Consider the following 22,625-nt stretch of genomic DNA (forward strand, 5'->3'; position numbering starts at 1 on the left):
CACGCCTTCCTCGATCTGTACGCCGTGGTCACCGATCACCTGCCGACCCTCGATCCCTCCGCCGCGATCGACAGGGCGGACGTGGTGATCACCGCCTACCTCGATGAGCTCGAACGCCAGGTGGGGGCCGCGCCGGGGCCTCGACCTTGGGCAGCGTTGGATGAGCTTGTCGCCCTGGCCGAGCACTACGAGTTGGTGCTCGACACCAACCTGTCCGACCTGCCGCGGGCAGATCTACGAGAAGCCCGCAGCCGCATCGGCCGGCTCTTCACCGCGCAGCAACCCGTCGCGGGAATGTCCGGCCGGGTCAACAACCGGCTTGTGCAGCAGTTCCGGCTTCCGGGGTACCCACTCGTGCTGATCTGCACCGACCTTCTTCAGGAAGGGGAGGATCTACACCCCTTCTGTTCCCGGGTCTACCACTACGGTCTTGCCTGGACGCCGTCGGCGATTGAGCAGCGGATCGGACGGGTCGACCGGGTGCGCTCAGAAAGTGAGCGCCGGCTGACGATGCTGAACAGACCTGCAACCGGCGAGGACCTGTTGCAGGTGTACTACCCCCACCTCATCGATACGGTAGAGCGCCTGCAGGTTCGGCGCGTGCTGCGCAGGATCAACGATTTCCTCCGGCTCATGCACGAGGGTCTACTCCTGCAGGCGGCCGGAGAGGGCCATCTCGACGTCGGCCGCGAAGTACTGGTCAATGAGGATGTCCCCCCGCTCCCGAGCCAGCCGCTTCGGACATCGTTTCCCGTGCGCCCTGAGCACCTGGACGGGCAGAGCAGATCGCTAGCGGTGGATGAGACGCTCGCCGCGCAACAGCTCGACCGTTTCAACGCGATACCGAACATGGCACTACCTGGCCTCGCGGTCGATTGGGAGCGCAACCAACCCGGAAGCGGGACGCTCCTCGGGACGGCGATCTTCTCTAACGGTCGGCAGCAGCCCTTCAGCGTGCAGCTTGAGCGGGAAGGCCCACATCTCCTCGTTCACTGTGTGAGCCCAATCGGTCGGGTCAGCACCACGGACCAGTGGGATGACCTGGCGAAGTGGTCGGCTGCGATTCCTGCGCGGCTCGGCACGGTAGAGGTCCGTGGTGGCAGCTACGACGTCACCGTGGAGGATGACGTCCTGCTCACCACGCCGACCTATGACCCGACCCGGGTCGCGGCCCTGATCAGGCGTGTCACCACGCTCGACGATGGGCTCGAACGGGAGCATCTTCCCGAACGTGATCGGCTACTCAAGGAGTTCAGGGCGGAGTTGGAGCGGGATGTTCGGCACACGCGGTGATTGGCAGCGGCTGTGTGCAGCCCAGGACATGCAGCCGAAGCGGCAGCACGTGAAGGTCTCGTTCGCCAACGGTCGCTCGCATTCGGTGCGCGTAACAGAGGCTCCGGACGGATACCTCCTCACCGCTGTGGTAGCCGGCGCTGACATCGTCGAACAGTGGGAGCGCCTGTACCGCGAGGCGTGGGAGAAGAACCGACACAGCCGGCTGGTGGGGTCCCGGGTCGACGCGGAAGGCCGAATGGTCGCCCAAGGCTGGACGCCGAAGGACGGACTTACCGCGGATGCCTTCCAGACTCTCGTACGCGCCGTCGCCCGTGAGGCAGACCGCTACGAGTTTCAGTTGACCGGCGACGATCGGCAGTAGCATTTGCCCAGAGGGCCGCAGCTATTGCGACAGTCACCGATCGGCACCCCGCCGATGGGCGTGGCACGCTAACCGCGCGACATTCGTGGTTTCAGGACATCTCCGGTTGGTGAAAGTCCCTCAGCATTTCAGACGGGGAGAGTCGCCGTCGTCCCGTGCGGACCTCCGTGAGGGGCTGCCACGAGGCGATGTAGTGCCTGCTTCAGCTTCTCGAACAGGTCACCGAGCTTCCTGATCAGCGGAATCAGCCGCCGCAGGCTCGCCAGCAGCCCTCGCAGCAGCCGCGCGATCCGCGCCGCCACCAACGTCGTCACCTGCTCCACCACAGCGGCGCGGCGAGCCCGCCGGTGATGACCAGTTCGCTGGCGTACACGATGAGCCGGGAGACGCAGGTGGTGATGGCGTCGCGGACCAGCAGCCGGACGGCGGCGACCAGGCCGGCGGCTCCTTCGGTGATGGCGGCGAGGGTGTCGGCACCCTGGGCGAGCCCGCCGATGGCCTGCTGCTGCTCGGCGGCCCAGACGCGGTAGGCGGGGCCGGCGCCGCCACCCCAGCCTGCGACGTCGGTGCGGACGGCGGCGGCCAGGTCGGCGGCCTCCCTGCGCAGCGACGCGGCGACGTTGCGCCAGGTCTGGGCGTGGGCGGTGATCTGCGCCGGGTCGCCCGCGAGCCAGTCCAGGGGGCCTCGCTGAGCGGCTTGACGTGCTCGATCAGCCAGGCGATGCCGTACTGGATCGGCGCGCCGACCGGGTCGGAGACGAAGGCGAGGGCGTCCAGGCCGGCGCTGACCACGCCGGGTGCCGTCGAGCAGCATCGGCATGATCGCGCAGAGCCGCCCGTACGCCTCGGCGCCCAACCGGACGTGCTGGCCGGCCTAGCGGGCGGTGTCGAGACTGTCGGCGCGGCGATCGAGGCATGCCGCGTGGCGGGGCAGGTCGTCGGGGTCGACCTGGATGCCGTCATCGCGGGGCATCCGGTGTGCTCCGGTCGGGATCCAGCCGGCGGCGGTACGACTCGACCAGCGCCGCCGCAGTCGGATCCTCGGTACCGAGGATGCTCGTGGTCGCCTTGGTGATCCTGCTCAGGAGGTCGGCGTGCGCGGCCTGGGTGGTCGCCAGGAGATGCCGGGCGGTGTGCGCCGCGGAGTGTTGTCGGGTGCGTTCGTCCAGCCGCAGGTCGACCAGCAGGCCCGACGCGTCGACGGTGACCTGGATCGTCCGGTCGGGGCTGGTTGCCGTGCCCCTCATTGCCTACACCTGCGTAGCCAGCTCCTTGGCCGGGCCGCCCGGTTCGCGATGGACGCTTCCCAGCCGTCGAGCCGGCGCGTTGCCTCGTCGAGCGCGGCTTCGTCCGCCACATGCCTGACCCTCCCCAAGGCATCGACGCCGACCGGTCGGTGTCGCCGTCACGTTACCAACCGGTGGCGCTGCGTGGTGCGCCGCTGGTGCCGCCCCCGCTGCGGCGCTCGACGGTCCTGCGAGGGCCGCGCTTCCGTCGGCGGCGCGGACGCCCTACGACCGGTGCGAGAATGCCGGTCGTGGACCTGGTCGAGTCTCTCGGACTCCTTGCCGAGCAGAACATCTCCGGTCTGGCCTTTTTGACGGCCTACGGCGTGACGTGGCTGGCCTGCGGTGTCATCTGGCAGCGCGCATCGGAGCGGATGGCCGCCTTCGCCACGCTGTTCCAGGGCATGGTCGCACTGCCCGTGGCTCTTGGCCTCTCAGCACTGATCAGGGCGATCGGTCGAGAACGGCCGGTGCCCGACGAGATCACGCAACTCTCGGTGCTTGTCGGGACCTCACAGCTCCTCGGGCTGCCGTTCCTGATTTACCTCGTCGTGAAGCACCAGTACACCCTCGTGCCCTTCGCTTTCGCGACGATCACGTCGATGCACTTCGTGTTGTACTCATGGCTGTACCAGACACCGATCTACATCGTGATGGCCGTCCTGATCTCCCTGGGCACGACCACGGTGATGCTGGCGGCACCTGATGCCACGCCACGGGCGCGAGCTGCCCGGGTCAGCCTTGTGACCGGCGGCCTGCTGGCCTCGATCGCCCTGCTCTTCCTGGTGCTTCACCTCGTCGGCTAGACAGTGGCGCACGACGGCGAGTGAGCCGGATTCGATCAACTTGATCAAGGCCAGCGCGCCGGGCGCGGTGGACGTGGTGGCCAGCCTCGGTGACACCAGCTACGGCCGGTACGTGCGGATCGGCCACGGCCCCGGCGTTCACTCGGCCTTCTCGTCGACCCCGCGCTGGCGGAGCGCCGGAACTGGGTCGGTGGCCGCCGTCGACATGGCCCGCGCTGGACGACGCCCCTGGCCAAGGGGCGCAGGGAGACCGCGGCGGCCGACGGGCGTACGGCTGTGGGCTTCTCCGCGAATCCGTCGACCAGCCAGGACGTGGCCTACCGGGACGGCAGCGGTGCGGCCGGGCGGACTGCGGTGAACTGGGAGTGCTCGTACCGGGTGGCGGAAAGCAGCAGTAGCCACTCGTCGCAGCCCTGCCACGGGTAGAGGTCGGCGGCGCCGCCGCGTACGGTGCGGGGCCCGTCGCCGGTGCGTGGCCGGGCGTCCGCTGGCGCGTCCGCGAAGCCGAGGATCCACACGTCGGCGCAGATCTCGCCAGCTGAGCCCATCGCCGCCAGGCCGAAGGCGTTCTCGCTGGCGGCGGTGCGCTCTTCGTCGCCGAAGTCGTCGAGGAGCTGGTCCTCGTCGGGTTTGCCGTCACCGCGGAACGTCAGCGTGGTGGTGCCAGCGCGGGCCGCGTACTCCCACTCGGCCTCGCTGGGCAGCCGGAACGGCAGGGCGTCGAGCAGGTCGTCCAGGTCGTCCTCGAGCCGGGCCGTGCCGGAGTCCTCGTCGGCGTAGTCGTCATCGTAGTCGGGCAGCCAGTGCCGGACCTGCGCGACCGTCAGTGGGTGCCGGGCGATCAGGAACGGTTCGACCCGCACCTCGCGTACGGGCTGGGCGTCCCCGGCGCCGGCGAAGAAGGGTTCGAGGGTGTCCTCGACTCCTCCACTACGCGCGATGGCGCGTAAGGCCTCTAGTTCCGCGTCGGACAGACCCATCCGGAAGGTCCCGCCCGGCACCTCCCGGAAGACCACGCCGGACGCGGTATGCCGCAGGGCCCGACGCCCGGCCACGATCTCCTCGGTCCACATGGCGCCGAACGCTAGCAGTCGAGGCTTTGTGCCCGGGTCGGTGCCAAGCAGTCAGGCGAGACGATCTAGCCCAAGAGCAGCATGTTTCGCAACACGGTGCGGCCGAGTCCGCAATTCCTCAGCGGTGCGCAGGAGTGCGAGCAGGGTCGACGACGTGCCCGGCTACTGGCGCCGACCGGCCCGCCGCTGTGGCACCTGCCGGCTGCGGCCAGCTCACCAGGTGCCGTCGTCGCGAACCCGGGTTGGCGCCCGGCCGAGCAGCAGGGTGGTCAGCGCGGCGTCGATGTCCTCGCCGAGGAACCACTCACCGGCCTGGTCCAGCGTGAAGACCCGCCCCCGCTCGTCGACGGCGAAGATGCTGTCGCCGTGCTCGGAGCCGACGGGAAAGAGCCTCGTCCCGAGTACGGCAGCGAAGTCGGCGAGTGTGTCGGCCGAGTACGCGCTCCGGAGTGGGTTGGTCGTGAACCGACTGATCCAGACCTGCTCGCCGGGGCCCCGGCGGCTGCTCACGATCGCGGGGAAGGCGGTCAGCGCCCGCTCGGCCGCAGGGAAGGGCTCGTGGCGGTGTCGCTGGCCGGCGACCTCGCACGTCTCCCGGATCGCCCCGGCGGCCAAAGCGGGGTTGAACTCGCTGTCCTCCCAGCCGGCATCCATCAGTGCGTCGCCCACCGGGGGCGGGAAGCGCCCCGGATGATGCGGGTGCTGCGGCTGCGGGTGCCACTGCGAGGTGAAGGCCAGGTCCGCCCAGGACAGCGCGTTGAAGTGGACCAGGAAGTTGACGCACGAGTCGCAGGCTCTTTCCGCCCTGCCGCCATAGGGGTCACCCGCCTCCCGCACCCGGAAGACCTCGAAGCGGGCGCCGCCCAGCAGCATTTCCGCGTCGGCCATGCCGAGCGGCGCGATGCCCTCGGCGGCGCGGCGGTGGTCGTAGTCGTGCAGGACGTCGGAGACGACGATCAGCTCGGCGTGCCGGTCGCCGCCGCGCACCAGGTGCCCGGGGGGCAATCCGTCCAGGTAGGACCGCACCAGCGGGTGGTGGTTCAACGTGACGTCGCCCTTGGCGCCCTGCGCGCGGAACAGCCGTCCCTCGACCGTCAGGTGCGCCGCCGTGCCGGGCGTCGGCAGCCGGCGGATCTCGCGGAGCAGTTGGCTCGCCGGATTGACCGTACGGGGCACCGCGGGGCCTTCCGGCCGACTCCGGCGGTACATCTGCGCGACCACGTCGACCGGCACGCGCGGCCAGGTGGTCACCTCGCCGGTCAGCTTGTCCACCACCGTGGTCGGCAGGTCGCCGGGCATCGTCCTCGCCTCGATGGGCACGGTGGACGTGATGACGTAGCCGAGTTCGAACTCGTCGACGCTGGGGCGGCACTCGTGTCCCAGGCGCTGTGACTCGCGGCGGGCCCACACGGCGGCGAGCTGCTCGGCCTGCTGGCGATCGATCACGGCTTGAAAGTACCGGACCCCACGGATTCGTGGCGCCCGGTATGGTTCGCCCTACCGACGGTAACCGGGGGAGGGTGGCGTTGGCCGAGAGATTTGAGGAGCTGGTTCTGCGCACGTGGGAGGGCGTGGGTCGGCACCTGGAGGGTCTCGGCGCGGACGTGGTTCGGTCGGTGGATGCCAACGTGCGGGCGGACGCGGCGGGTGCGGGTCGGCTCGGCCGCGTCGGCGACCGGCACCAGCAGCGCTGATCCGCTGAGGAGACCCGGATGAGTGTGTTGCCGAGCCCCATCCCGCACCCGCTCGACTACTCGCCCTGGCAGTTGCCCGGCTGGGTCTACGAGGCCCTGGACTGGGTCATCGGTGTCGAGTGGCCGGAGGGCAACGAACGCGCGGTCTGGGAACTCGCGGACCAGTGGTACGCGGTGGCCGCCGCGCTGGCCGGGCCGCGTGCCGACGCCGTTGCCGCCGCTGGTGAGGTGCGTAGCGGGTACGGCGGCGTCGGGGCGGTCGCTGCCGCTTTCGACACCGCCTGGCGTCGGGTGGCGGAGGGCGACGAGGCGCCGTTGCCCGTGCTGCTCGCCGTCAGCACCGAGCTGGGTCGGCTGGTGGAGGAGTGTGGCTGCGACATCGAGGGCGCCAAGCTCGAGGTCTGGATCGAGCTGGGCATCCTGGTGATCGAACTGCTGTCACTGGCCGTCGCGACCGTGCTCACCGCGGGCGCGGCCTCGCCCGCCGCCGGGGCGGCGATCACCGCCACCAGGCTGATCGTGCAGCAGATCTTCAAGCGGCTGATGGCGCAACTGGCCCGCAAGTCGCTCAGGCAGGGGCTGAAGGAGGCCGGCGAGCGGGCGGCGAAGGAGGTCACGAAGGGCGGTGTGCGGGGGTTCAGCCGCCGCGCGGCGCTGAGCGGGGTGTCCGAGGCGGCCGAGGAGAGCGGCATCAACCTCGCCACCCAGGCGTACCAGAACTCGACCGGCCGCCGGCACGGGCTGGACGTGACGGAGCTGGGCACCACGGCGCTCGGCGGTATGGCCGGCGGGGCGGTCGCGCCGCTGGCCGGCCTCGGGCGGCACGCCACCGGCCGGGGCGCCCGGATCGGGGAGCACTTCGGCCGCGAGATGGCCGGCGAGGTGATGGCCGATCAGGCCGCGAGCCTCGCCACCGGCCAAGGGCTGACCTCCGTGGAGGACGCGGCCCGCGCGGCCGCCTCCGGCGTCCGGGGTTCCGCCACCGCGCAGGCCGACGCGGCGTTGCAGGCACGGCTGAACGGCCAGATGAGCGCCCTGGCCGGGATGCCCTCCATCTCGGTGGACAGTGGGGCTCCCACGCAACCCTCGACCCCAATCGCAGGTTCGATGCCGGGTGTGGAGGCGTCCCGCCACGCGCTCTCGACGCCGGACGCGGAGACGCCCCGATCGGTGCCTGCCGTCGGGGTCGACACGCCAGTCGAGGCGAGGGCGGCGACCGCGACGCCAACGTCTTCGGACGCTGGTGCACCCGAGTCCGACAGCCGGATTCCCGAGCAGCGCGTGGCCTCGTCCAGTACGCCGTCTCAGGTTTCCGACTCGGTCTCCGCCGCCCATGCGGTCAGCCCGGCGGTTGAGGGTGTGCCCGCGGAAGCACGAACCGCTCCACCGCCCCCACCCGGCGTCGACCCCGGGAATCGGTCCGTATTCCCGGCGTCGCAAGCCGAGGCGCCCAGGGCTCCGCTCGACCCGACGCTCTCCTCAGTCGCGCCTGCCGCACCTTCGACAGTTGCTCATGCCCCGTCGGTGGTCCCTGGTCCCGTCAACGAATCGGTGCCCGGTTCCGGGCTGGCCGCGCAGAACACCGGCGTCGCGGCAACCAACCCGCCGACGACCGGGGGACCAGCGCCCCACGGTTCAGCAGCGAACCCACCGCTCGCCGGGATCTCGGCGCAGGCGTCCCCGGTCACCGCTACGGGGCCGGCAGCGTCCGGTGAGACGACGACGAGAACCGCAGGGCCGAAGGTGGGCTCATCGCGCGTCCCAGACGTGGGGCCGGGGACGCCTGTGGTCCCGTCACCGACAGACCGGACGCCCGAGGCGGTGCCACACCCGTCAAGAGCCACAGGGCAGCCACCTCCGCGTCCGCGCACGCCGGAGTGGTACGCCGCCAGATGGGCCGCGGACCAGGACGCGTTCGAGCGGCGCCGCTACCGGGGGCACTTCGAGTTCCAGCGCAGGACTCATGAGGAGAACCGCCGTCTGGACAGCGCGGCGCGACTGCGTCAGGCCGCAGATCGGAGCTACGACGAAGCCCGGTGGCTGGTCAGCGAGGGCCGTCGCCTGGCGCAGGCCGGGCATCGCGCTGCCGCCGAGCGCTACTTTCTGGGGGCCCGTGACCGGGAGCGCTGGTGTCACCAGCAGAGGGATCTGGCAGAAGCGGTCCTCGCCGGAGCAGCCGCCCCAGGCGTCGTCGCCGTCGATGGTGCGGACTTCCGCCGGATCAACGACGACGTCGGCGACCTGGCATACGGTGCCGTGGAGACCGGCGACCGCTCGGCCTTGACAGGCGACGACTACCCGCCGCCGATCGACCGGTCCCGGAACTACGGCCGGCCCGGCGGTCTGCGTCCGCCGCTGGCCCTGCACCAGACCGACATCGAACGGCAGTTGCCCCGAGAACCCGACGGGAGCGTCCGGCGCAACGCCGACCCGCGAGTGGGCGGCTGGTTCGGGTTGGTCAACGACGGCGGACCGCAGGCCGACCCGACCCGCGGCATCAACTGCATCGACTGCACCCTGTCGATGTTCGACACCTGGATGCACGGTCGCCCCCGGGTGGCCGCTCCCCGCACCTTCGACGCCTACCTGGCCGGCGACATCACGTGCCCCATCAACGGCGAACGCGACGGCATCGGGCGGGTGGAGGACATCACCGGAGGCCGTTTCCAGCGCCTCTGCCAGCCGACCGAGGACATCCAGGGTGTTGAGCGGCAGCGGGCCATCGACACGGGATACCGCAACCTGCACGACCAGCTTCGCCTCGGCGGCCACGGCAGCTTCGCCTTCGTCATCAACAACTGGGAGCAGGGCGGTTCCCACATCTGGGTCGCCCTCAACCAGAACGGCACCATCCTCTACCTCGACCCGCAGACCGGCACCGTGTCGACGACACCCCTGTACCGGCACCACGGCCTCCCGCATCCGCACAACGCCGTCGACACCGAGGTCCTGGTGATCGGCTCGGACGGCAGACCGATGCCGCTGGGTGGACTGCGGCGGGGGCGGTTCAGCCAGCGACCGGACCTGCCGGAGTACCCACCCGTCGAAACCGACCAGGGTTACGGCGAACTGTTCCTCAACCGCATGCACCTACTGGACGGGCCGGGCTCAGTAGGCTCAGGCCCCTCGGTCGGTGAGAATCCACCCGATCAGGTCGAGCCAGGCGAGCCATCACCGCTACTTGACCAGTTGTCTCCTCGAGAGCACTCTGCCCTGGCCACCCTCCGAAGCCGAGCGGTGGCTGCCGCTGACGAGGTTGAGAACGCGCTTGCGGACGTGGGAGTGCGGGTGACAAGGAGACTGGGATTGGACCGTCCTATCCTCCTGCGAGATCGAGAGTTCAGAGTGAAGGCTCTAGACTCTCTGGCCCGCAAATATCTTGACGAAGCACAAGCGGTCGGGATGTCGGTCGAAGAATTCAGCCGGGAGGTGAACGACGTCCTCAGGTTTTCCTTCTCCATGCCGTCGAAAGATTGGTACGGGGATGCTGTGCAGGCGATCCTCGCGGAGGTTGGCGAGATGGGATATGTTGTCGACGCCAAAAGCTGCAAGAACTTCTGGCGTACGGGCAACCGCTTCTATGGGTTCAACTGCACGGTTGTCTCGCCAGGCGGTCAAACTTTCGAGTTGCAGTTGCACAGTGATATGTCCAGAGAGGCCTGGATGCTGACGCATGAAGCGTACGAGGTTCTGCGTCGGAGTTCTGAGCCCTCTGAGCGACGCATCCATGCGTTCATGCGGATGCTGCTCGTCAACAGGCGATCTGGGATGCCGGACCAGATACCGCCGCGGCTTTCCGAGAATTTTCCGGCCAAAGACGCCACGTTCGCGAAGTGGATACTTGCGAATGGCCGAGTCTGGGGCGAGTACCTGCGCAGGATGGACCATGAGGGGCGTAGCTTTTCGCAGGCCGTTGAGGAGTTTGACCTGACCGCAGAAGACTTTCCAATCTCCAGTGAACTCCTCATGCAACTAGGGAAGAATGATGTTGACCTACTACGTAATCTACCGAGACGACGCCAAGGCTAGACCGGCGGGAATTTTCGTGATGGATCTGGCCACTGGGTCCGCTATTCTGTGGAACCATCGTAAGGCTGCCTGGGCATACGACCCGGATCTCGTCCTCAGGTTCTTGGACGATTATCGTAACCTGGATCGATATGAGAACGTCGACAGGTCGGCGGTCGAAGCCGTGGTGCGGGAGGTCACTGGAGGCGAGGGTTTGCCGGACGAGGATTCAATCGCGCTCATGCTTCAGGTAGGACTTCGGCCGGCCGAATGAGGTCGCTGGCGCCAACGCTGCCCTCGCCACTTTGGCCGTGCTGGCTGGTCGTCGCGCATTCGGCCCCACCTCCGACATCGTGGCCCCGCCGACTGCTGATGTGGGGAGACGCGGCGCGTACACCATCGGGTCTTCTGCGATCTGCTGCTGCGCGCTGGCCGCCGCTGTCGACACTCGTGGCTGACTGGCGTTCAGTCGTCGCAGCCGACGCCGTCGCCGTCACGGTCGAGGTGGTAGATGTCGCTACCCACCACCCGGACCGGTCGATGGACGTAGGCGGGCCCGTTACCGCTGCCGCCGGCGCAGCCGACGTCACTGGCGACGGGTACGCACGCTCCGCTGTAGTTCGGATCGCACTGCCGGGTCTGCTTGGTACCGATCCTCACCACCTGCGTGACCGGCGCCCTGTTGATCTCCGACTTGATCAGCTTCTTTGCCGTCCGCACACCGTCGGTGAGAATGACCTGGTAGGTGAGGGTCTTGACGCGCCGCTGACCCGAAGCCGAAACCTAGCAACACGCGCCCCCGTCAGCCACCGCAAGGAACAGCGACGTGACTGCATGTGTACGGCGCGGGCCACGGCGATCGCCCTGCACACAGGAGGCCTCGGACCCGGGTCTTGGAATGATGTCGATCCCTCGATGCCGTTGGTAGGGTGCTGCGGTGCCTCCCCCTTCCACCGTCGGCGCGCCACCGGGCGACCGCTCCCTGACCACCGAATCCACGCCCTCCACCGCCCGACAGGTGCGGCGCGCACGCTTCAGCGAGTCCGGTCTCGCGTGGCTGATGCTGCTGCCCTCGGTGGGGGTCTTCGCCCTGTTCGTGTTCTGGCCGCTCGGGCGGACGCTGTACCTGTCGGTGCACGGCAACGACATCTTCGGCGCCGCGTCGGAGTACGTCGGCGCGGCGCACTACCGGGACATGCTGTCCGGGGAGTTCGGCAAGGTGCTGGCCACGACGGCGCTGTTCACGCTCTTCTCGGTGGTGCCGGCCGTGCTGGGCGCGCTCTTCGTGGTGCTGCTGCTGGAGGCGCGCATCCGCGGCGTACGGGCGCTGCGCACCGCGTTCGCCCTGCCGTTCGCGTTCTCGGTGGCGACCGCGTCGGTCATCTTCGCCGTCATCTACAACCCGGCGATCGGGGTGGCGAACGGACTGCTCGGCTCCCTCGGCTTCGACCGGGTCAACTGGCTCACCGACCCGTCGATCGCGCTGCCCGCCGTCTGCGCCGCGACGGTGTGGATGAACTTCGGCTACAACATCCTCGTGCTCTCCGCCGGGGTCTCGGCGATCTCGCCCGAGGTGGTTGAGGCGGCGCGGCTGGACGGCGCGACCGGCTGGCGGCTGGCGACGCGGATCACCGTGCCGCTGCTCTCCCCGCAACTGTTCTTCCTCGTCGTGGTCTCCACGATCCACGCCCTGCAGAGCTTCGGGCAGATCCACATCCTGACCAAGGGCGGGCCGGACCAGGCCACCACGACGCTGGTCTACTCGATCTACGAGAAGGCGTTCGCCTTCGGCTCCTCCGACTTCGGCGCGGCCAGCGCGCAGGCCGTCGTGCTGCTGGTCATCATGCTCGGCTGCACGGCCGTCCAATTCGGCGTCCTCGAACGGCGGGTCCACTACCGATGAAAAAGCTCAACCTCGGGCGGGTCGCCGTCTACGTCGTGCTCGGCCTGGCGGCGATCCCCGTGCTGTTCCCGGTCTACTACGGCTTCGTGGGCGCCGTGATGGGCCCCGGTGACCTGGCGACCTATCCGCCCGCGCTGGTGCCGAGCGCGCTGCACTGGCAGAACATCACCGACGTGTTCCGCTCGGTGCCGCTCGGCCGCTTCTACGCGAACTCCGCCGTGCAGGCCGGGGTCATCACGGTGGCGCAGGTGGTCACCAGCATCTTCGCCGCGTACGCCTTCGCGTTCCTCCGCCTGCCGGCGAAGGCGGCGACGTTCAGCCTGTTCCTCGCCACCCTCATGGTGCCGTGGGAAGCGATCATCATCCCCAACTACCTGGCCATCTCCGACTGGGGCCTGACGCGGGGCGGGCTGACGTACCTCGGCCTGGTGCTGCCCTTCCTCGCCTCGGCGTTCGGCACGTTCCTGCTGCGGCAGGCGTTCCTGCAGTTCCCGACCGAGCTGCGCGACGCCGCGGTGATCGACGGGTGCGGCCACTGGCGCCTGCTGTGGCGGGTCATCGTGCCGCTGTCCAAGCCCTCCATCGCGGCGGTCGGGGTCTACGTCTTCCTCTCGGCGTGGAACCAGTACTTCTGGCCGCTGATCCTGATCCGCGACACCGAGTTCCAGACGCTGCAGATCGGCATCTCCCAGCTCAACGACGCCGAGGCGGCGCAGCCGGGTCTCGTCCTCGCCGGCGTCGCGTTGTCGCTGCTACCCACGCTGGCCGTCGTGATCTTCGGCCAGCGCTACATCGTCCGCGGGCTGACCGCCGGGGCGCTGCGTTGAACCATCGAGAAGGAGAACCAATGAGAAGACCTCGGCTCCGCCGTACGGCGGCGGCGTTCGTCGCCGTCGTGGCCGCCGCCGCGCTCACGGCCTGCGGCGACTCCGGGTCCGGCACCGACGGCGGCAGCGGCGCGCTCGACGCGCCCGGCGCCGAGGTGCTGGAGAAGGCCACGGACAAGACCACGATCGAGTTCTGGCACGCGATGAAGGGGGCCAACGCCACCGCCGTCGACAAGCTCGTGGCGGACTTCAACGCCCAGAGCGGTGGCAAGGTCGAGGTCAAGGCGGTCTTCCAGGGAAGCTACGACGAGACGATCGCGAAGTACAAGGCGTCGGTGCAGCAGAAGAGCACGCCGGCCCTGGTGCAGATCTACGACATCGGCAGCCGCTTCATGGTCGACTCGAAGCAGGTCGTGCCGATGCACAAGTTCATCGAGAAGGACGGCTTCAACGCCGGCGACATCGAGCCGAACATCGCCAGCTACTACTCGGTCGACGGCAAGCTCTGGTCGATGCCGTTCAACTCCTCGACGCCCCTGCTCTACATCAACAAGGAGGCGTTCGAGCGGGCCGGCCTCGACCCGACGAAGCCGCCGAAGGACCTCACCGAGATCGGCGAGCTGGCGAAGAAGCTCACGGTCAAGGACGCCAGCGGCAAGACCGTCCAGTACGGCTTCAACGCCGCCATCTACGGCTGGCTGGTGGAGCAGCTGCTCGCCACCGACGGCAAGGAGTACTGCGACAAGGGCAACGGGCGCAGCGGCCTGGCCACCAAGGTGCAGTTCGACCAGGAGACGGCCGTGCGGGTCGCGCAGTGGTGGACGGACCTGGTGAAGGGCGGCTACGCGACGAACACCGGCCGCAAGACCGACGACGCCCAGGCCGCGTTCAAGTCGGGCACGGTCGCCATGCACCTGGAGTCCACCAGCGTGCTGCGCGGCTACGTCGACGCCGCGAAGGGCAAGTTCACCGTGCTCACCGCCCCGTACCCGAAGGTGAGCGCCTCCTCCACGGGCGGACCGATCATCGGTGGCGCCTCGCTGTGGATCAACGGCGTCGGCCACACCGACAAGGAGAAGCGGGCCGCCTGGGAGTTCGTGAAGTTCGCCTCCGGCCCGGTCGAGCAGGCCAAGTGGCACACCAGCACCGGGTACGTGCCGATCAACGCCAAGGCGCTCGACGAGCAGATCGACAAGGACTGGATGGCGAAGTTCCCCCAGTTCCGCACCGCCGTCGACCAGCTGCACGCGCTGCCGCCGTCGGTCGCGTCGGCCGGCTGCCTGCTGGGCGTGATGCCGCAGGCCCGCAAGGCGTCCGAGGACGGCCTCGAGGCGGCGATCGTCGGCAGCAAGCCGGCCGATCAGGCCATGAAGGACGCGGCGGCGAGCGTGCAGGGCGCCATCGACAGCTACAACAAGTCGGTCAGCTGACCACCGCACCGGGCTGATCGTCGAGAAGGGCCGGTTCCGCCAGAACCGGCCCTTCTCCGCTGCCGGCCGCCGAACACCGGCGGAGTCGGCCGGAGGACCTCCGCGCGAGCGTCGGTCGTCGGTGCATCGCGTACGGCGTGGGTGCGGGCGGTTCGTAAGGTGGGCCGTGCCGCCGATCGAGGGAGAGACCGTTGTCGCCGTCGTACCGCCCACCCCGTTGGAGCCTGGCAGGGGCAGCCCTGAGTGTGATTCTCGGGCTTACCGCCTGCACCGGGCCACGGGCGGAGCCGCCGGAGCGGCCGGCGCTGCGGGTCGAGGTGACCCAGGAGAGCCTGCGCGGCAGCGAGACCGGAGCGGAGCAGGAGGGCCCGGAGCCGACCTGGTCGGTGACGGCCGACCGGCTCGACCAGCCGTTGACGCAGCTCGGCCAGGTCATCGTCGTGCCCGACGAGCGGGAGCTGCGGGCGGTGGACCGTTCCACGGGGCAGGACCGCTGGCGTCACCCGTTCCCGGTGAGCTACCAGTACACGGTCGCCGGCGATCTGATCGTCCTCAGCGCCAGCGACGGAGGGCCGCTGGAGGTGCTCGACGCGGCCACCGGCGCCACCCGCTGGCGGGCGGAGGACACCCAGGACGTCGTCGTCCAGCAGAAGGTCGTGTACGACCGCGAGTGCGTCGGCACCGGACGGTCGGCGAAGTGCGTCGTCGTCGCGCGCGACCTCCACGACGGCCGCCAGCTGTGGAAACTGACCGCCGACCGGTTCGCCCGGGTGTCCGACGAGGCGCTCGGCGTCCGGGCGCCGTATGCCGCGCCCACCGACCGGTACGTGGCGGTGCGGCTGGACGGGCGTACCTACACGACCGTCGCACCCACCACCGGCAAGGCCGGCGCCGGCCGGTTACCGAGCCGGGCCTGGCACGGCTTCGTCGCCGACGGCCTGCTGGTGACCACCGACCACGATCCACCCCGGGACGACCGGCGGTGCACGGTCAGCATCGCCACCGTCGACGCGGCCACCGGTGCCAGAGGCTGGTCCGGCGAGGTCTTCAGCGGGCGTCGCGAGGATGGAGAGTGTGCCAAGCGACTGGCGCACGACCGCAGCGGGCTGACCCTGCTCGGGGCCGGCACCCGGCTCGTCGCGGTCACCGCGGCCGGCCGGCCCCAGGTGATCGACCTGCGGACCGGCAGGACGCAGTGGGAGGGGGCCGCCTCCGGCGTGCCGGTCGACGGGGACGACCGGTCCGTGCTGGTGCGGCGCAACGCCGACGAGGGCGAGCTGGCCCTGCTCGACGCGGCCACCGGCGCGACGCGGTGGAGCGCGCCGGATCCGGGGTTGTCCGGCACCTCGGCGAGCTGGCGGTCGAGCGTGACGAAACGCCTCGTGGCGGTCAGCGGCGCGGCAGATGAGCGGCCGGTCGTGCTCGTCCACGACGTGTCGACCGGTCGCCAACTCGGCCGGTACCCCGGTTGGCTCGCCGGGGCCGGCGACGACTGGGTCGCGGTCAGCCACTCCGGGGGACCGGACGGGATCGCCCTGGACCTGTACGCCTTCTGAACCGGCCCGCCGGACCGTCGCGGGCCGGCGGCCTTGTCCGCCACCGGCCCGCGCGCACGGCCGGACCGCCGCGCGCCCGGACTCAGCCGGCGAACGGCGGCAGCGCCGCGAAGCCGGGGTGCACCTGGACCTGCTGTGCGAGCTGGGCCATCACCTGGCGTACCCGGGTCAGCGGGTGCTGCGGGAACCGGGCGTCGTACGCCGGATCGTCGGCGACGTGCGACGGCAGGCCGCCCTCGCCCTCGGACCCGTACGGGTGGGGCCTGAAGTAGTTCGCGGGGCCGACCTGGCCCATGACCATCGCCTCCCGCTGGCCGAACCCCGCGCTCTCGGCGGCCTGCACCCGCAGCACCGCGCTGCACGCGGCCTTCGGCACGATGTAGCTGCCCAGGAACGCCTGGCCGTGGGGCTGGTTGGGCAGCTTGACCTTGATGAGCTGGCGAAGTGCCGGCTGGCCGCCGACCGGCATGACGTCGGCCTCGATCAGCGCACCGCCCTGGGCGGCGGCCATCTTCGCCATCCCCCTGCGCAGCGCGGGCGGGTCCGTCAGCGGGGCGGGCAGGTCGGGAACCAGGTTGAAGAAGCTCGCCTGGATCACGATCCGCTCGTCGTTGGCCCAGCTGTCGGCGGCCACCTGCTGGAAGCCGGGGAGGAGGAAGTGCGCGAAGGGGTGCATGGGCTCCGATCGTGCCAGATGCCTGGAGCGTGCTCCTGGCCGGCAACCACGCCTCCGCCGGCGGCGGGGCGGGTGCCCGTACCGGCGCGGAACGCGTCCACGCCGGTACGGGCGCCGGTCTGCGATCAGGCGCGACGCGCCACGGCGAGGACCTCGCCGTGGCGCGCCTCCGTCAGCGCAGGCGGGCCTCGATGGCCTCGATGATGCGCGGGCGCAGTTCCGCCGCGCGGATGACGGCGTCGACGGAGCCGACCTCGACCGCGCGCTGGATGTTGTGCACCCGGTCGAACTCGGCGGCCACCTCGCCCAGCTTCTCCACGCGCACCGTCGAGCGCAGCTCGTCGAGCTCCGCGGTCAGCGCCGCGCGGTCGGTGCCGGAGGCGGCCGCGACGCGGGCCTCCAGCTCCCGCACGCGCAGGTCGGCCGCGGTACGGGCGTTGACGTCGCCGGAGAACACCACCGCGGCGGCGGGGGCGCCGCCGAGCACCGAGGCGAACGAGCCTTCCAGCGCGAGCACGGTCATGTTCGGGTTCAGCGCCTTCGAGAACACCACGAACGCGCCCCCGTGGTACCGCGAGATCACGCAGAACACGATGGGCCCGCGGAAGTTCACGATCGCGCGGCCGATCTCGGCGCCGTACTCCAGCTGGAGGTTGCGCATCGACTCGGGCGAGCCGTCGAAGCCCGACAGGTTCGCCAACACCACCAGCGGCCGGTTGCCGCTGGCCGCGTTGATCGCCCGCGCGGCCTTCTTCGACGACCGCGGGAACAACGTGCCCGCGGTGTAGGTGTCCGGGCCGTCGGTGGGCGGGAACCCGCGCCGCGGCACCGACCGTGACTCGATGCCGATCAGGCACACCGGCATGCCACCCAGGTGTACGTCCTGCACCGCCACGGTCTCCGCGTCGGCCATGCCCGCCCACCGTTCCAGCACCGGGTGGTCCTGGTCGGAGAGCGCCCGCATCACGGTCCGGATGTCGAACGGCTTCTTGCGGTCCGGGTTGGCCTCGGCGGAGAAGATCTCGCCGACGGCGGTGAAGTCGCTGCCCGTCACGACATGGGGGAAGTCGGAGATGTCGCGGTCGACGGGATCGGTCGTCCGCGCCCGCCGCGGCCCCTGCTCGCCGGGCGCGACGTACGTGTGCTCGTAGTGCGCCATCAGCACGTCCCGCGCGGCGGCCAGGTTCGGCGCCCAGTACTGCGCCTGCCCGTTCGGACCCATCACCCGGTCGTAGCCGCCGATGCCGAAGTTGTCCTCGGCCGAGACCCCGCCGGAGAAGTCGAGCGACTGCTTGCCGGTGAGCACCATCGCCGAGTCGGGCGTCATCACCAGGATGCCCTTGGTGTGCATCAGCATCGTCGCCTCGGCGTTCCAGTACGGCTGCGCGCCGACGGTGATGCCCGCGACCACGATGTTGATCTCGCCGCCGTCCTGGGTGAACTCGACGATCCGCTTGAGCGCCGCGGCCACCCAGTCCATGTTCTCCGTGCCCGACTGCATGGAGATCCGGGCGCCCGCGGACAGCGCGTACCACTCCAGCGGCACCTGCATCCGCTCGGCCAGGTCCAGCGCGGCGATCACGCGGCGGCACTCCGGCTCCGACAGCGCGCCGAGCGCCTTCGTCGGGTCGCCGAGCAGCACGACCCGGGTGACGCCCTGCGGGTGCCGCCGGGTCGGCGTGGTCACCACGCCCGCCACGATCGCCGCGCTGTTGCGCCCCTTCGGCCGCTCGACCGGCACCAGCGCGTGGTTCTCGTCGAGGTCGTGCTCGACGAACGTGCCGAGCAGCCCGGTCAGCTCGTACGGGTAGACCGCGTTGCGGCTGCTCGCGCGCAGCACCTTCTGCCGGTAGTCGTCGAGCGGCTCGACCGGCTCGTCCGACGGCTCGCCGACGGTCAGCGCGGTGCCGCCGGTGGCGTCGAACGAGACGCGTACGGCGATCTTGGTCAACTCGCCGGTCCTGCGGTCGCGCTGCCGGGCGATGAACAGGATCTCCTCCAGCCCGGCGCCCGCGGTCGTGGGCAGCACCCGCCGGGCGATCATCTCCAGCTCCGCGCGGGTGAGGTCGCTCGGCGGCCAGACGTAGAGAACGATCCGGTTGGTGCTGAAGCGCTTCCTCGACGGCCGCCGCGACTGGGCGCGGCGGATCGAGTCGAGACAGGTGGCGAGCACGTCCTCGGCCGTCGGCAGCGCCACCAGCCTGCCGTCGTGCTCGCGCAGCTCGGTCAGGTCGCGCACCTGCGCGAACGCGACGAGGCGGTCGTCCGACGGATTCTCCCGCGCCACGCACTGGAAGAGGTAGACCTCCTCGTCCGACGACGGCAGCCGGGTGAGGTCGAACTTGCTCAGCCGCTCCATCTGCATCCGCTGCGCGATGTACGGGTGCAGGCCGCGGATCAGCCGCTCCTCGACCATCCCGAGGGTCGACGGACGGAACGTGAAGTGGTGGTGCATCACCGCGCCGCTGCGGCCCGCGACGGTGGCGGTGAGCCTGCGGACCTGGCTCGGCAGCGGGTGCGCGCTGACGACCTCGTGCAGCGCCGCCGCCATCGCGTCGAAGTCCGCCGGCTGGTTCTCCCAGGCCAGGTAGATGTCGACGTCGATCGCGTCGTGGCCGCCGGCCAGCTCCGCGAGGCCACGCAGCGCGCTGCCCAGCGCGTCGAAGCCCACGGCGGCGGAGACCACGCACGAGCCCGTCCGCTCGGCGACGACGAACGTGCAGCCCTCGACCTCGCTGGTGCGTACGCCGGTGAGGTCCTTGTTGCCGTAGTACCGCCGGGTCAGCACCTCCAGCATGACCGCGTTGTCGAGGTCGTCGCGGACGAGCCGCTGGCCGAGCAGCCGCACCAGCGGCTCGGTGGAGCGCACCATCTCGGCGATGCGCTCGGCGCGGTCCGGCGCGTCCGGGTGCGCGTCCAGGTGGCGCAGGTGCCGCCGTACGTCGGCGTAGACGCGGGCGCGGTTGCGGCGCAGCAGCGGCTGGGCGAACCAGGCGAACACCACGCCGCGCGCGAGGTCGCAGACCACGGGGAAGCGGACCTGCGTCGCGGCCACCAGCCGCTCCAGCGCGAGACCGGCCGGCTCGCGCAGCGACTCGTCCGGCGGCGGCTCCCGCAGCCAGGCGCGCAGCAGCGTCGCGACGACCGTGGCGTCGGCGGAGGCGCGTTGCAGGGCGAGGAAGATCCGGAACACGGCGGCTTCGAGCGCGGGGGAGCGCTCCAGCTCGGTGACGCCGTAGTGCGCGAGCGCCGTGGCGAGCTTGGCCTGGAAGGCCTCCGGCAGCCCGGCCCGGTCGACGTCGAGGTACTGCAGGTAGGTGTGGAAGTACTCGCGGGCGCTCGGCACGTGGCCGGCGCCGCCGCCGTCCTCGCCCGTCGGCCGGTTGCGGCTGAGCTCGGTGAGGTCGGCGAACACGTCGATGAGGCCGAGTTCCTCGGCCAGCGGGCGGTGGCCGTCCTCCGTGGCCGCCCGGCGCGCGGCGAGGTAGTCGTCGAGCAGCCGGCGCTCGTCGTGCGGGTCGACGTCGAAGCCGAGCAACAGGCTGCGCAGGTCCTCCTGACCGCGCGTGGCGCGCTCCCACGCCGGGACGCTCGCGGGCGCGGCGGGCAGGTCCAGCTCGACGGACTCGGTCGCCGCGGCCTCCCCGGCCTCGGCGTCGTCGGCGAGCGGCTCCAGCCGCAGCAGCGGCGCGCCGGTCTCCACCTGGGTGCCGACGGACACCACGCATTCCTTCAGCCGCGCCTTGAACGGCGCCCGCAGCACCGTCTCCATCTTCATGCTCTCCAGCACCAGCACCGGCGCGCCCGCCTCGACCTCGGCGCCGACCTTCAACGGGGTGGCGACGACCAGCGCGGGCATGGGCGAACGCAGGACACCGCCCTCGTCGCGGGTGACCCGGTGCGCCACGCCGTCCACCTCGACCAGGTGGATCGGCCCGTGCGTGCCGATGAGCAGGCGGTACCGGGTGCCGTTGACGACGATCTGCCCGGTGTGCCGGTCGAAGCGCTCCAACTCGACGTCGGCGGTGCGCACGGCGCCACCCGCTTCGACGCCGACGCGGAACCGGTGTGCGCCGACCCGCGCGACGCGCACGCGGTAGCCGACGCCGCGCAGCTTGAGGTCCAGCGGCCGGCCGCTCTCGTGCTGCACCTGCGGGCGTCCGCCGAACGCCGTCGACAGCAGCCGCTGCCGCTCGACGCGTTCCTCCTCCTCGTACGCCTCGATGGCGGCGGCCGCGAGCGCGACGGCGGAGTGCCGGTGCGAGACGAGCCTGCCCTCGCCCCGGACGCGGTCGATCCAGCCGGTGTCCGCGCTGGCGTCGATCACCTCGGGCTGGTCGAGCAGGTCGAGCACGAAGCTCTTGTTCGTCGCGCCGCCCTCGATGATCACCGTGGTCTGGGCCATCGCCCGGCGCAGCCTGCCGAGCGCCTCATCGCGGTCGCGGCCGTACGCGATGATCTTCGCGATCATGGAGTCGAAGTCGGCGGGGATGGTGTCGCCCTCGCTGACGCCGGTGTCCACGCGGATGCCGGGCCCGGCCGGCAGGTCCAGCCGCGCGATGCGGCCGGGGGAGGGCGCGAAGTCGCGGTCGGGGTCCTCGGCGTTCAGCCGGGCCTCGATGGCGTGCCCGCGCTCCACCGGCGGCTCGCCCTCGAGCCGCCCGCCCGAGGCCACGTGCAGCTGCGCCCGAACCAGGTCGAACCCGGTGGTGGACTCGGTGATCGGGTGCTCGACCTGCAGGCGGGTGTTGACCTCCAGGAAGGCGAACAGCCGGTCGCCGGGGTGGTAGAGGAACTCGACGGTCGCCGCGCCGCGGTAGCCGACCGCGACGGCGAGCCGTTCGGCCGACGCCTTGAGTTCGGCCGTCTGCTCAGGACCGAGCACCGGCGACGCCGACTCCTCGATGACCTTCTGGTTGCGCCGCTGCACGGAGCAGTCGCGGACCCCGAGCGCCCACGCGGTGCCCTGGCCGTCGGCGATCACCTGGACCTCGACGTGCCGGGCGCCGGTGACCAGGCGTTCCAGGAACACGACGCCGCTGCCGAACGCCCGCGCGGCCTCCTGGCTGGTGCGCTCGTAGGCGTCGGCCAGCTCCGCCTCGTTGGTGATCACGCGGATGCCGCGTCCGCCGCCACCCGCGGTCGCCTTGAGCATCAGCGGGTAGCCGATCTCGGCCGCCGCCGCCAGGGCGGCGTCCAGGGTCTCGACCGCGCCGCGGCTCCACGGCGCGACCGGCACGCCGACCTCCTCGGCGATCAGCTTCGCGCCGATCTTGTCGCCGAGCTTGCGCATGGCGTCCGGGCTCGGGCCGACGAAGGTGACGCCGACCCTCTCGCACAGTTCCGCGAACGCCGGGTCCTCGGCGACGAAGCCCCAGCCTACCCACGCGGCGTCGGCCCCGGTCTCCACCAGCGCGCGCTCCAATACCTTCAGGTCGAGGTACGGGCGCGCGGACGCGGGACCGAGGTCGTAGGACAGGTCCGCCTCGCGGACGAAGGTGGCCGTACGGTCGACGTCGGTGTGCAGGGCGACGGTCTCGATCCGTGTCCCGGTCTCCGCGGCGATGGCCCGTACGGCGTGGATGAGCCGCATGGCGGCCTCACCACGGTTGACGATGGCGACACGACTGAACACCGACCGAGCCCTCCTTTTTGACCAATGATGCGGCGCGCCGCAATGCGGCGGCACCTTCGGCAGTGTCCACCCTT

General features: G+C 70.6%; 16 protein-coding genes and 1 pseudogene. 9 read left to right on the forward strand and 8 right to left on the reverse strand.

What is annotated here, in order from left to right:
• Positions 1–24 precede the first annotated feature (24 nt).
• Together DER29_RS16635 and DER29_RS16640 are read left to right on the forward strand one after the other, a co-directional pair.
• Entirely contained in the window at positions 25–1,293 is a 1,269-nt protein-coding gene (locus tag DER29_RS16635) for a helicase-related protein (RefSeq protein WP_121398157.1), read from the forward strand.
• Entirely contained in the window at positions 1,274–1,657 is a 384-nt protein-coding gene (locus DER29_RS16640) for a hypothetical protein (RefSeq protein ID WP_121398158.1), read from the forward strand. Before DER29_RS16635 ends, DER29_RS16640 begins: the two co-directional genes overlap by 20 nt.
• A 128-nt stretch (positions 1,658–1,785) precedes the next feature.
• Here DER29_RS16640 and DER29_RS35405 read toward each other — a convergent pair whose 3' ends face one another.
• From DER29_RS35405 to DER29_RS16655, 3 genes are all read right to left on the reverse strand, one after another.
• On the reverse strand, positions 1,786–1,971 hold the full coding sequence (locus DER29_RS35405; RefSeq protein WP_233599855.1) for a hypothetical protein: 186 nt from the start codon (positions 1,969–1,971) through the stop codon (positions 1,786–1,788).
• On the reverse strand, positions 1,968–2,513 hold the full coding sequence (locus DER29_RS16645; RefSeq protein WP_233599857.1) for a hypothetical protein: 546 nt from the start codon (positions 2,511–2,513) through the stop codon (positions 1,968–1,970). The genes DER29_RS35405 and DER29_RS16645 overlap by 4 nt, the downstream gene beginning before the upstream one ends.
• A 103-nt stretch (positions 2,514–2,616) precedes the next feature.
• Positions 2,617–2,904 (reverse strand): YbaB/EbfC family nucleoid-associated protein, encoded by a 288-nt coding sequence (locus DER29_RS16655; RefSeq protein ID WP_233599859.1) that lies wholly within the window; start codon positions 2,902–2,904, stop codon positions 2,617–2,619.
• Positions 2,905–3,194: 290 nt separating this feature from the next.
• On the opposite strand from DER29_RS16655, the gene DER29_RS16660 reads away from it, so the two are divergent.
• Positions 3,195–3,749: a transposase gene (locus DER29_RS16660; RefSeq protein ID WP_148710075.1), complete on the forward strand. Its 555-nt coding sequence runs from the start codon at positions 3,195–3,197 to the stop codon at positions 3,747–3,749.
• 317 nt (positions 3,750–4,066) lie between these two features.
• On the opposite strand, the gene DER29_RS16665 is transcribed toward DER29_RS16660, so the two are convergent.
• Positions 4,067–4,822, reverse strand: a complete 756-nt coding sequence (locus DER29_RS16665) for an SUMF1/EgtB/PvdO family nonheme iron enzyme (RefSeq protein ID WP_121398160.1) — start codon at positions 4,820–4,822, stop codon at positions 4,067–4,069.
• Positions 4,823–5,035: 213 nt separating this feature from the next.
• A complete protein-coding gene (locus tag DER29_RS16670) occupies positions 5,036–6,268 on the reverse strand; it encodes an SUKH-3 domain-containing protein (protein WP_121398161.1) in 1,233 nt (410 codons plus the stop codon).
• 80 nt (positions 6,269–6,348) lie between these two features.
• Between DER29_RS16670 and DER29_RS34205 the strand changes: the two genes are divergently transcribed.
• Both DER29_RS34205 and DER29_RS16680 read left to right on the forward strand, forming a co-directional pair.
• Positions 6,349–6,516, forward strand: a complete 168-nt coding sequence (locus DER29_RS34205) for a hypothetical protein (protein ID WP_158619042.1) — start codon at positions 6,349–6,351, stop codon at positions 6,514–6,516.
• A gap of 18 nt (positions 6,517–6,534) precedes the next feature.
• Positions 6,535–10,545, forward strand: a complete 4,011-nt coding sequence (locus DER29_RS16680; RefSeq protein ID WP_121398163.1) for a toxin glutamine deamidase domain-containing protein — start codon at positions 6,535–6,537, stop codon at positions 10,543–10,545.
• Positions 10,546–10,989: 444 nt separating this feature from the next.
• Here the strand turns inward: DER29_RS16680 and DER29_RS16690 are convergent.
• A pseudogene (locus DER29_RS16690) lies at positions 10,990–11,283 on the reverse strand (G5 domain-containing protein); the annotation flags it as partial.
• A 178-nt stretch (positions 11,284–11,461) separates the two neighbouring features.
• Here DER29_RS16690 and DER29_RS16695 point away from each other — a divergent pair.
• From DER29_RS16695 to DER29_RS16710, 4 genes are all read left to right on the forward strand, one after another.
• On the forward strand, positions 11,462–12,427 hold the full coding sequence (locus DER29_RS16695) for a carbohydrate ABC transporter permease (RefSeq protein ID WP_199729330.1): 966 nt from the start codon (positions 11,462–11,464) through the stop codon (positions 12,425–12,427).
• On the forward strand, positions 12,424–13,254 hold the full coding sequence (locus DER29_RS16700) for a carbohydrate ABC transporter permease (RefSeq protein ID WP_121398166.1): 831 nt from the start codon (positions 12,424–12,426) through the stop codon (positions 13,252–13,254). Before DER29_RS16695 ends, DER29_RS16700 begins: the two co-directional genes overlap by 4 nt.
• A gap of 20 nt (positions 13,255–13,274) precedes the next feature.
• Positions 13,275–14,684, forward strand: coding sequence for an ABC transporter substrate-binding protein (locus DER29_RS16705; RefSeq protein WP_121398167.1), 1,410 nt, complete (start codon positions 13,275–13,277; stop codon positions 14,682–14,684).
• 245 nt (positions 14,685–14,929) lie between these two features.
• A complete protein-coding gene (locus tag DER29_RS16710; protein ID WP_121398168.1) occupies positions 14,930–16,240 on the forward strand; it encodes a PQQ-binding-like beta-propeller repeat protein in 1,311 nt (436 codons plus the stop codon).
• A gap of 82 nt (positions 16,241–16,322) precedes the next feature.
• Here DER29_RS16710 and DER29_RS16715 read toward each other — a convergent pair whose 3' ends face one another.
• A complete protein-coding gene (locus tag DER29_RS16715; protein WP_121398169.1) occupies positions 16,323–16,916 on the reverse strand; it encodes a hypothetical protein in 594 nt (197 codons plus the stop codon).
• A gap of 172 nt (positions 16,917–17,088) precedes the next feature.
• Positions 17,089–22,551 (reverse strand): carboxyl transferase domain-containing protein, encoded by a 5,463-nt coding sequence (locus DER29_RS16720; protein ID WP_121398170.1) that lies wholly within the window; start codon positions 22,549–22,551, stop codon positions 17,089–17,091.
• Positions 22,552–22,625 lie beyond the last annotated feature (74 nt).

Source organism: Micromonospora sp. M71_S20 (genome assembly GCF_003664255.1).
Taxonomy (GTDB): Bacteria; Actinomycetota; Actinomycetes; order Mycobacteriales; family Micromonosporaceae; genus Micromonospora.

Excerpts from the sequence above, each read along its gene's own strand:
- DER29_RS16715 (WP_121398169.1), bottom strand. The coding sequence starts at position 16,916 with ATGCACCCCTTCGCGCACTTCCTCCTCCCCGGCTTCCAGCAGGTGGCC.
- DER29_RS16665 (WP_121398160.1), bottom strand. The coding sequence starts at position 4,822 with ATGTGGACCGAGGAGATCGTGGCCGGGCGTCGGGCCCTGCGGCATACC.
- DER29_RS16705 (WP_121398167.1), top strand. The coding sequence starts at position 13,275 with ATGAGAAGACCTCGGCTCCGCCGTACGGCGGCGGCGTTCGTCGCCGTC.
- DER29_RS16640 (WP_121398158.1), top strand. The coding sequence starts at position 1,274 with ATGTTCGGCACACGCGGTGATTGGCAGCGGCTGTGTGCAGCCCAGGAC.
- DER29_RS16680 (WP_121398163.1), top strand. The coding sequence starts at position 6,535 with ATGAGTGTGTTGCCGAGCCCCATCCCGCACCCGCTCGACTACTCGCCC.
- DER29_RS16700 (WP_121398166.1), top strand. The coding sequence starts at position 12,424 with ATGAAAAAGCTCAACCTCGGGCGGGTCGCCGTCTACGTCGTGCTCGGC.
- DER29_RS16655 (WP_233599859.1), bottom strand. The coding sequence starts at position 2,904 with ATGAGGGGCACGGCAACCAGCCCCGACCGGACGATCCAGGTCACCGTC.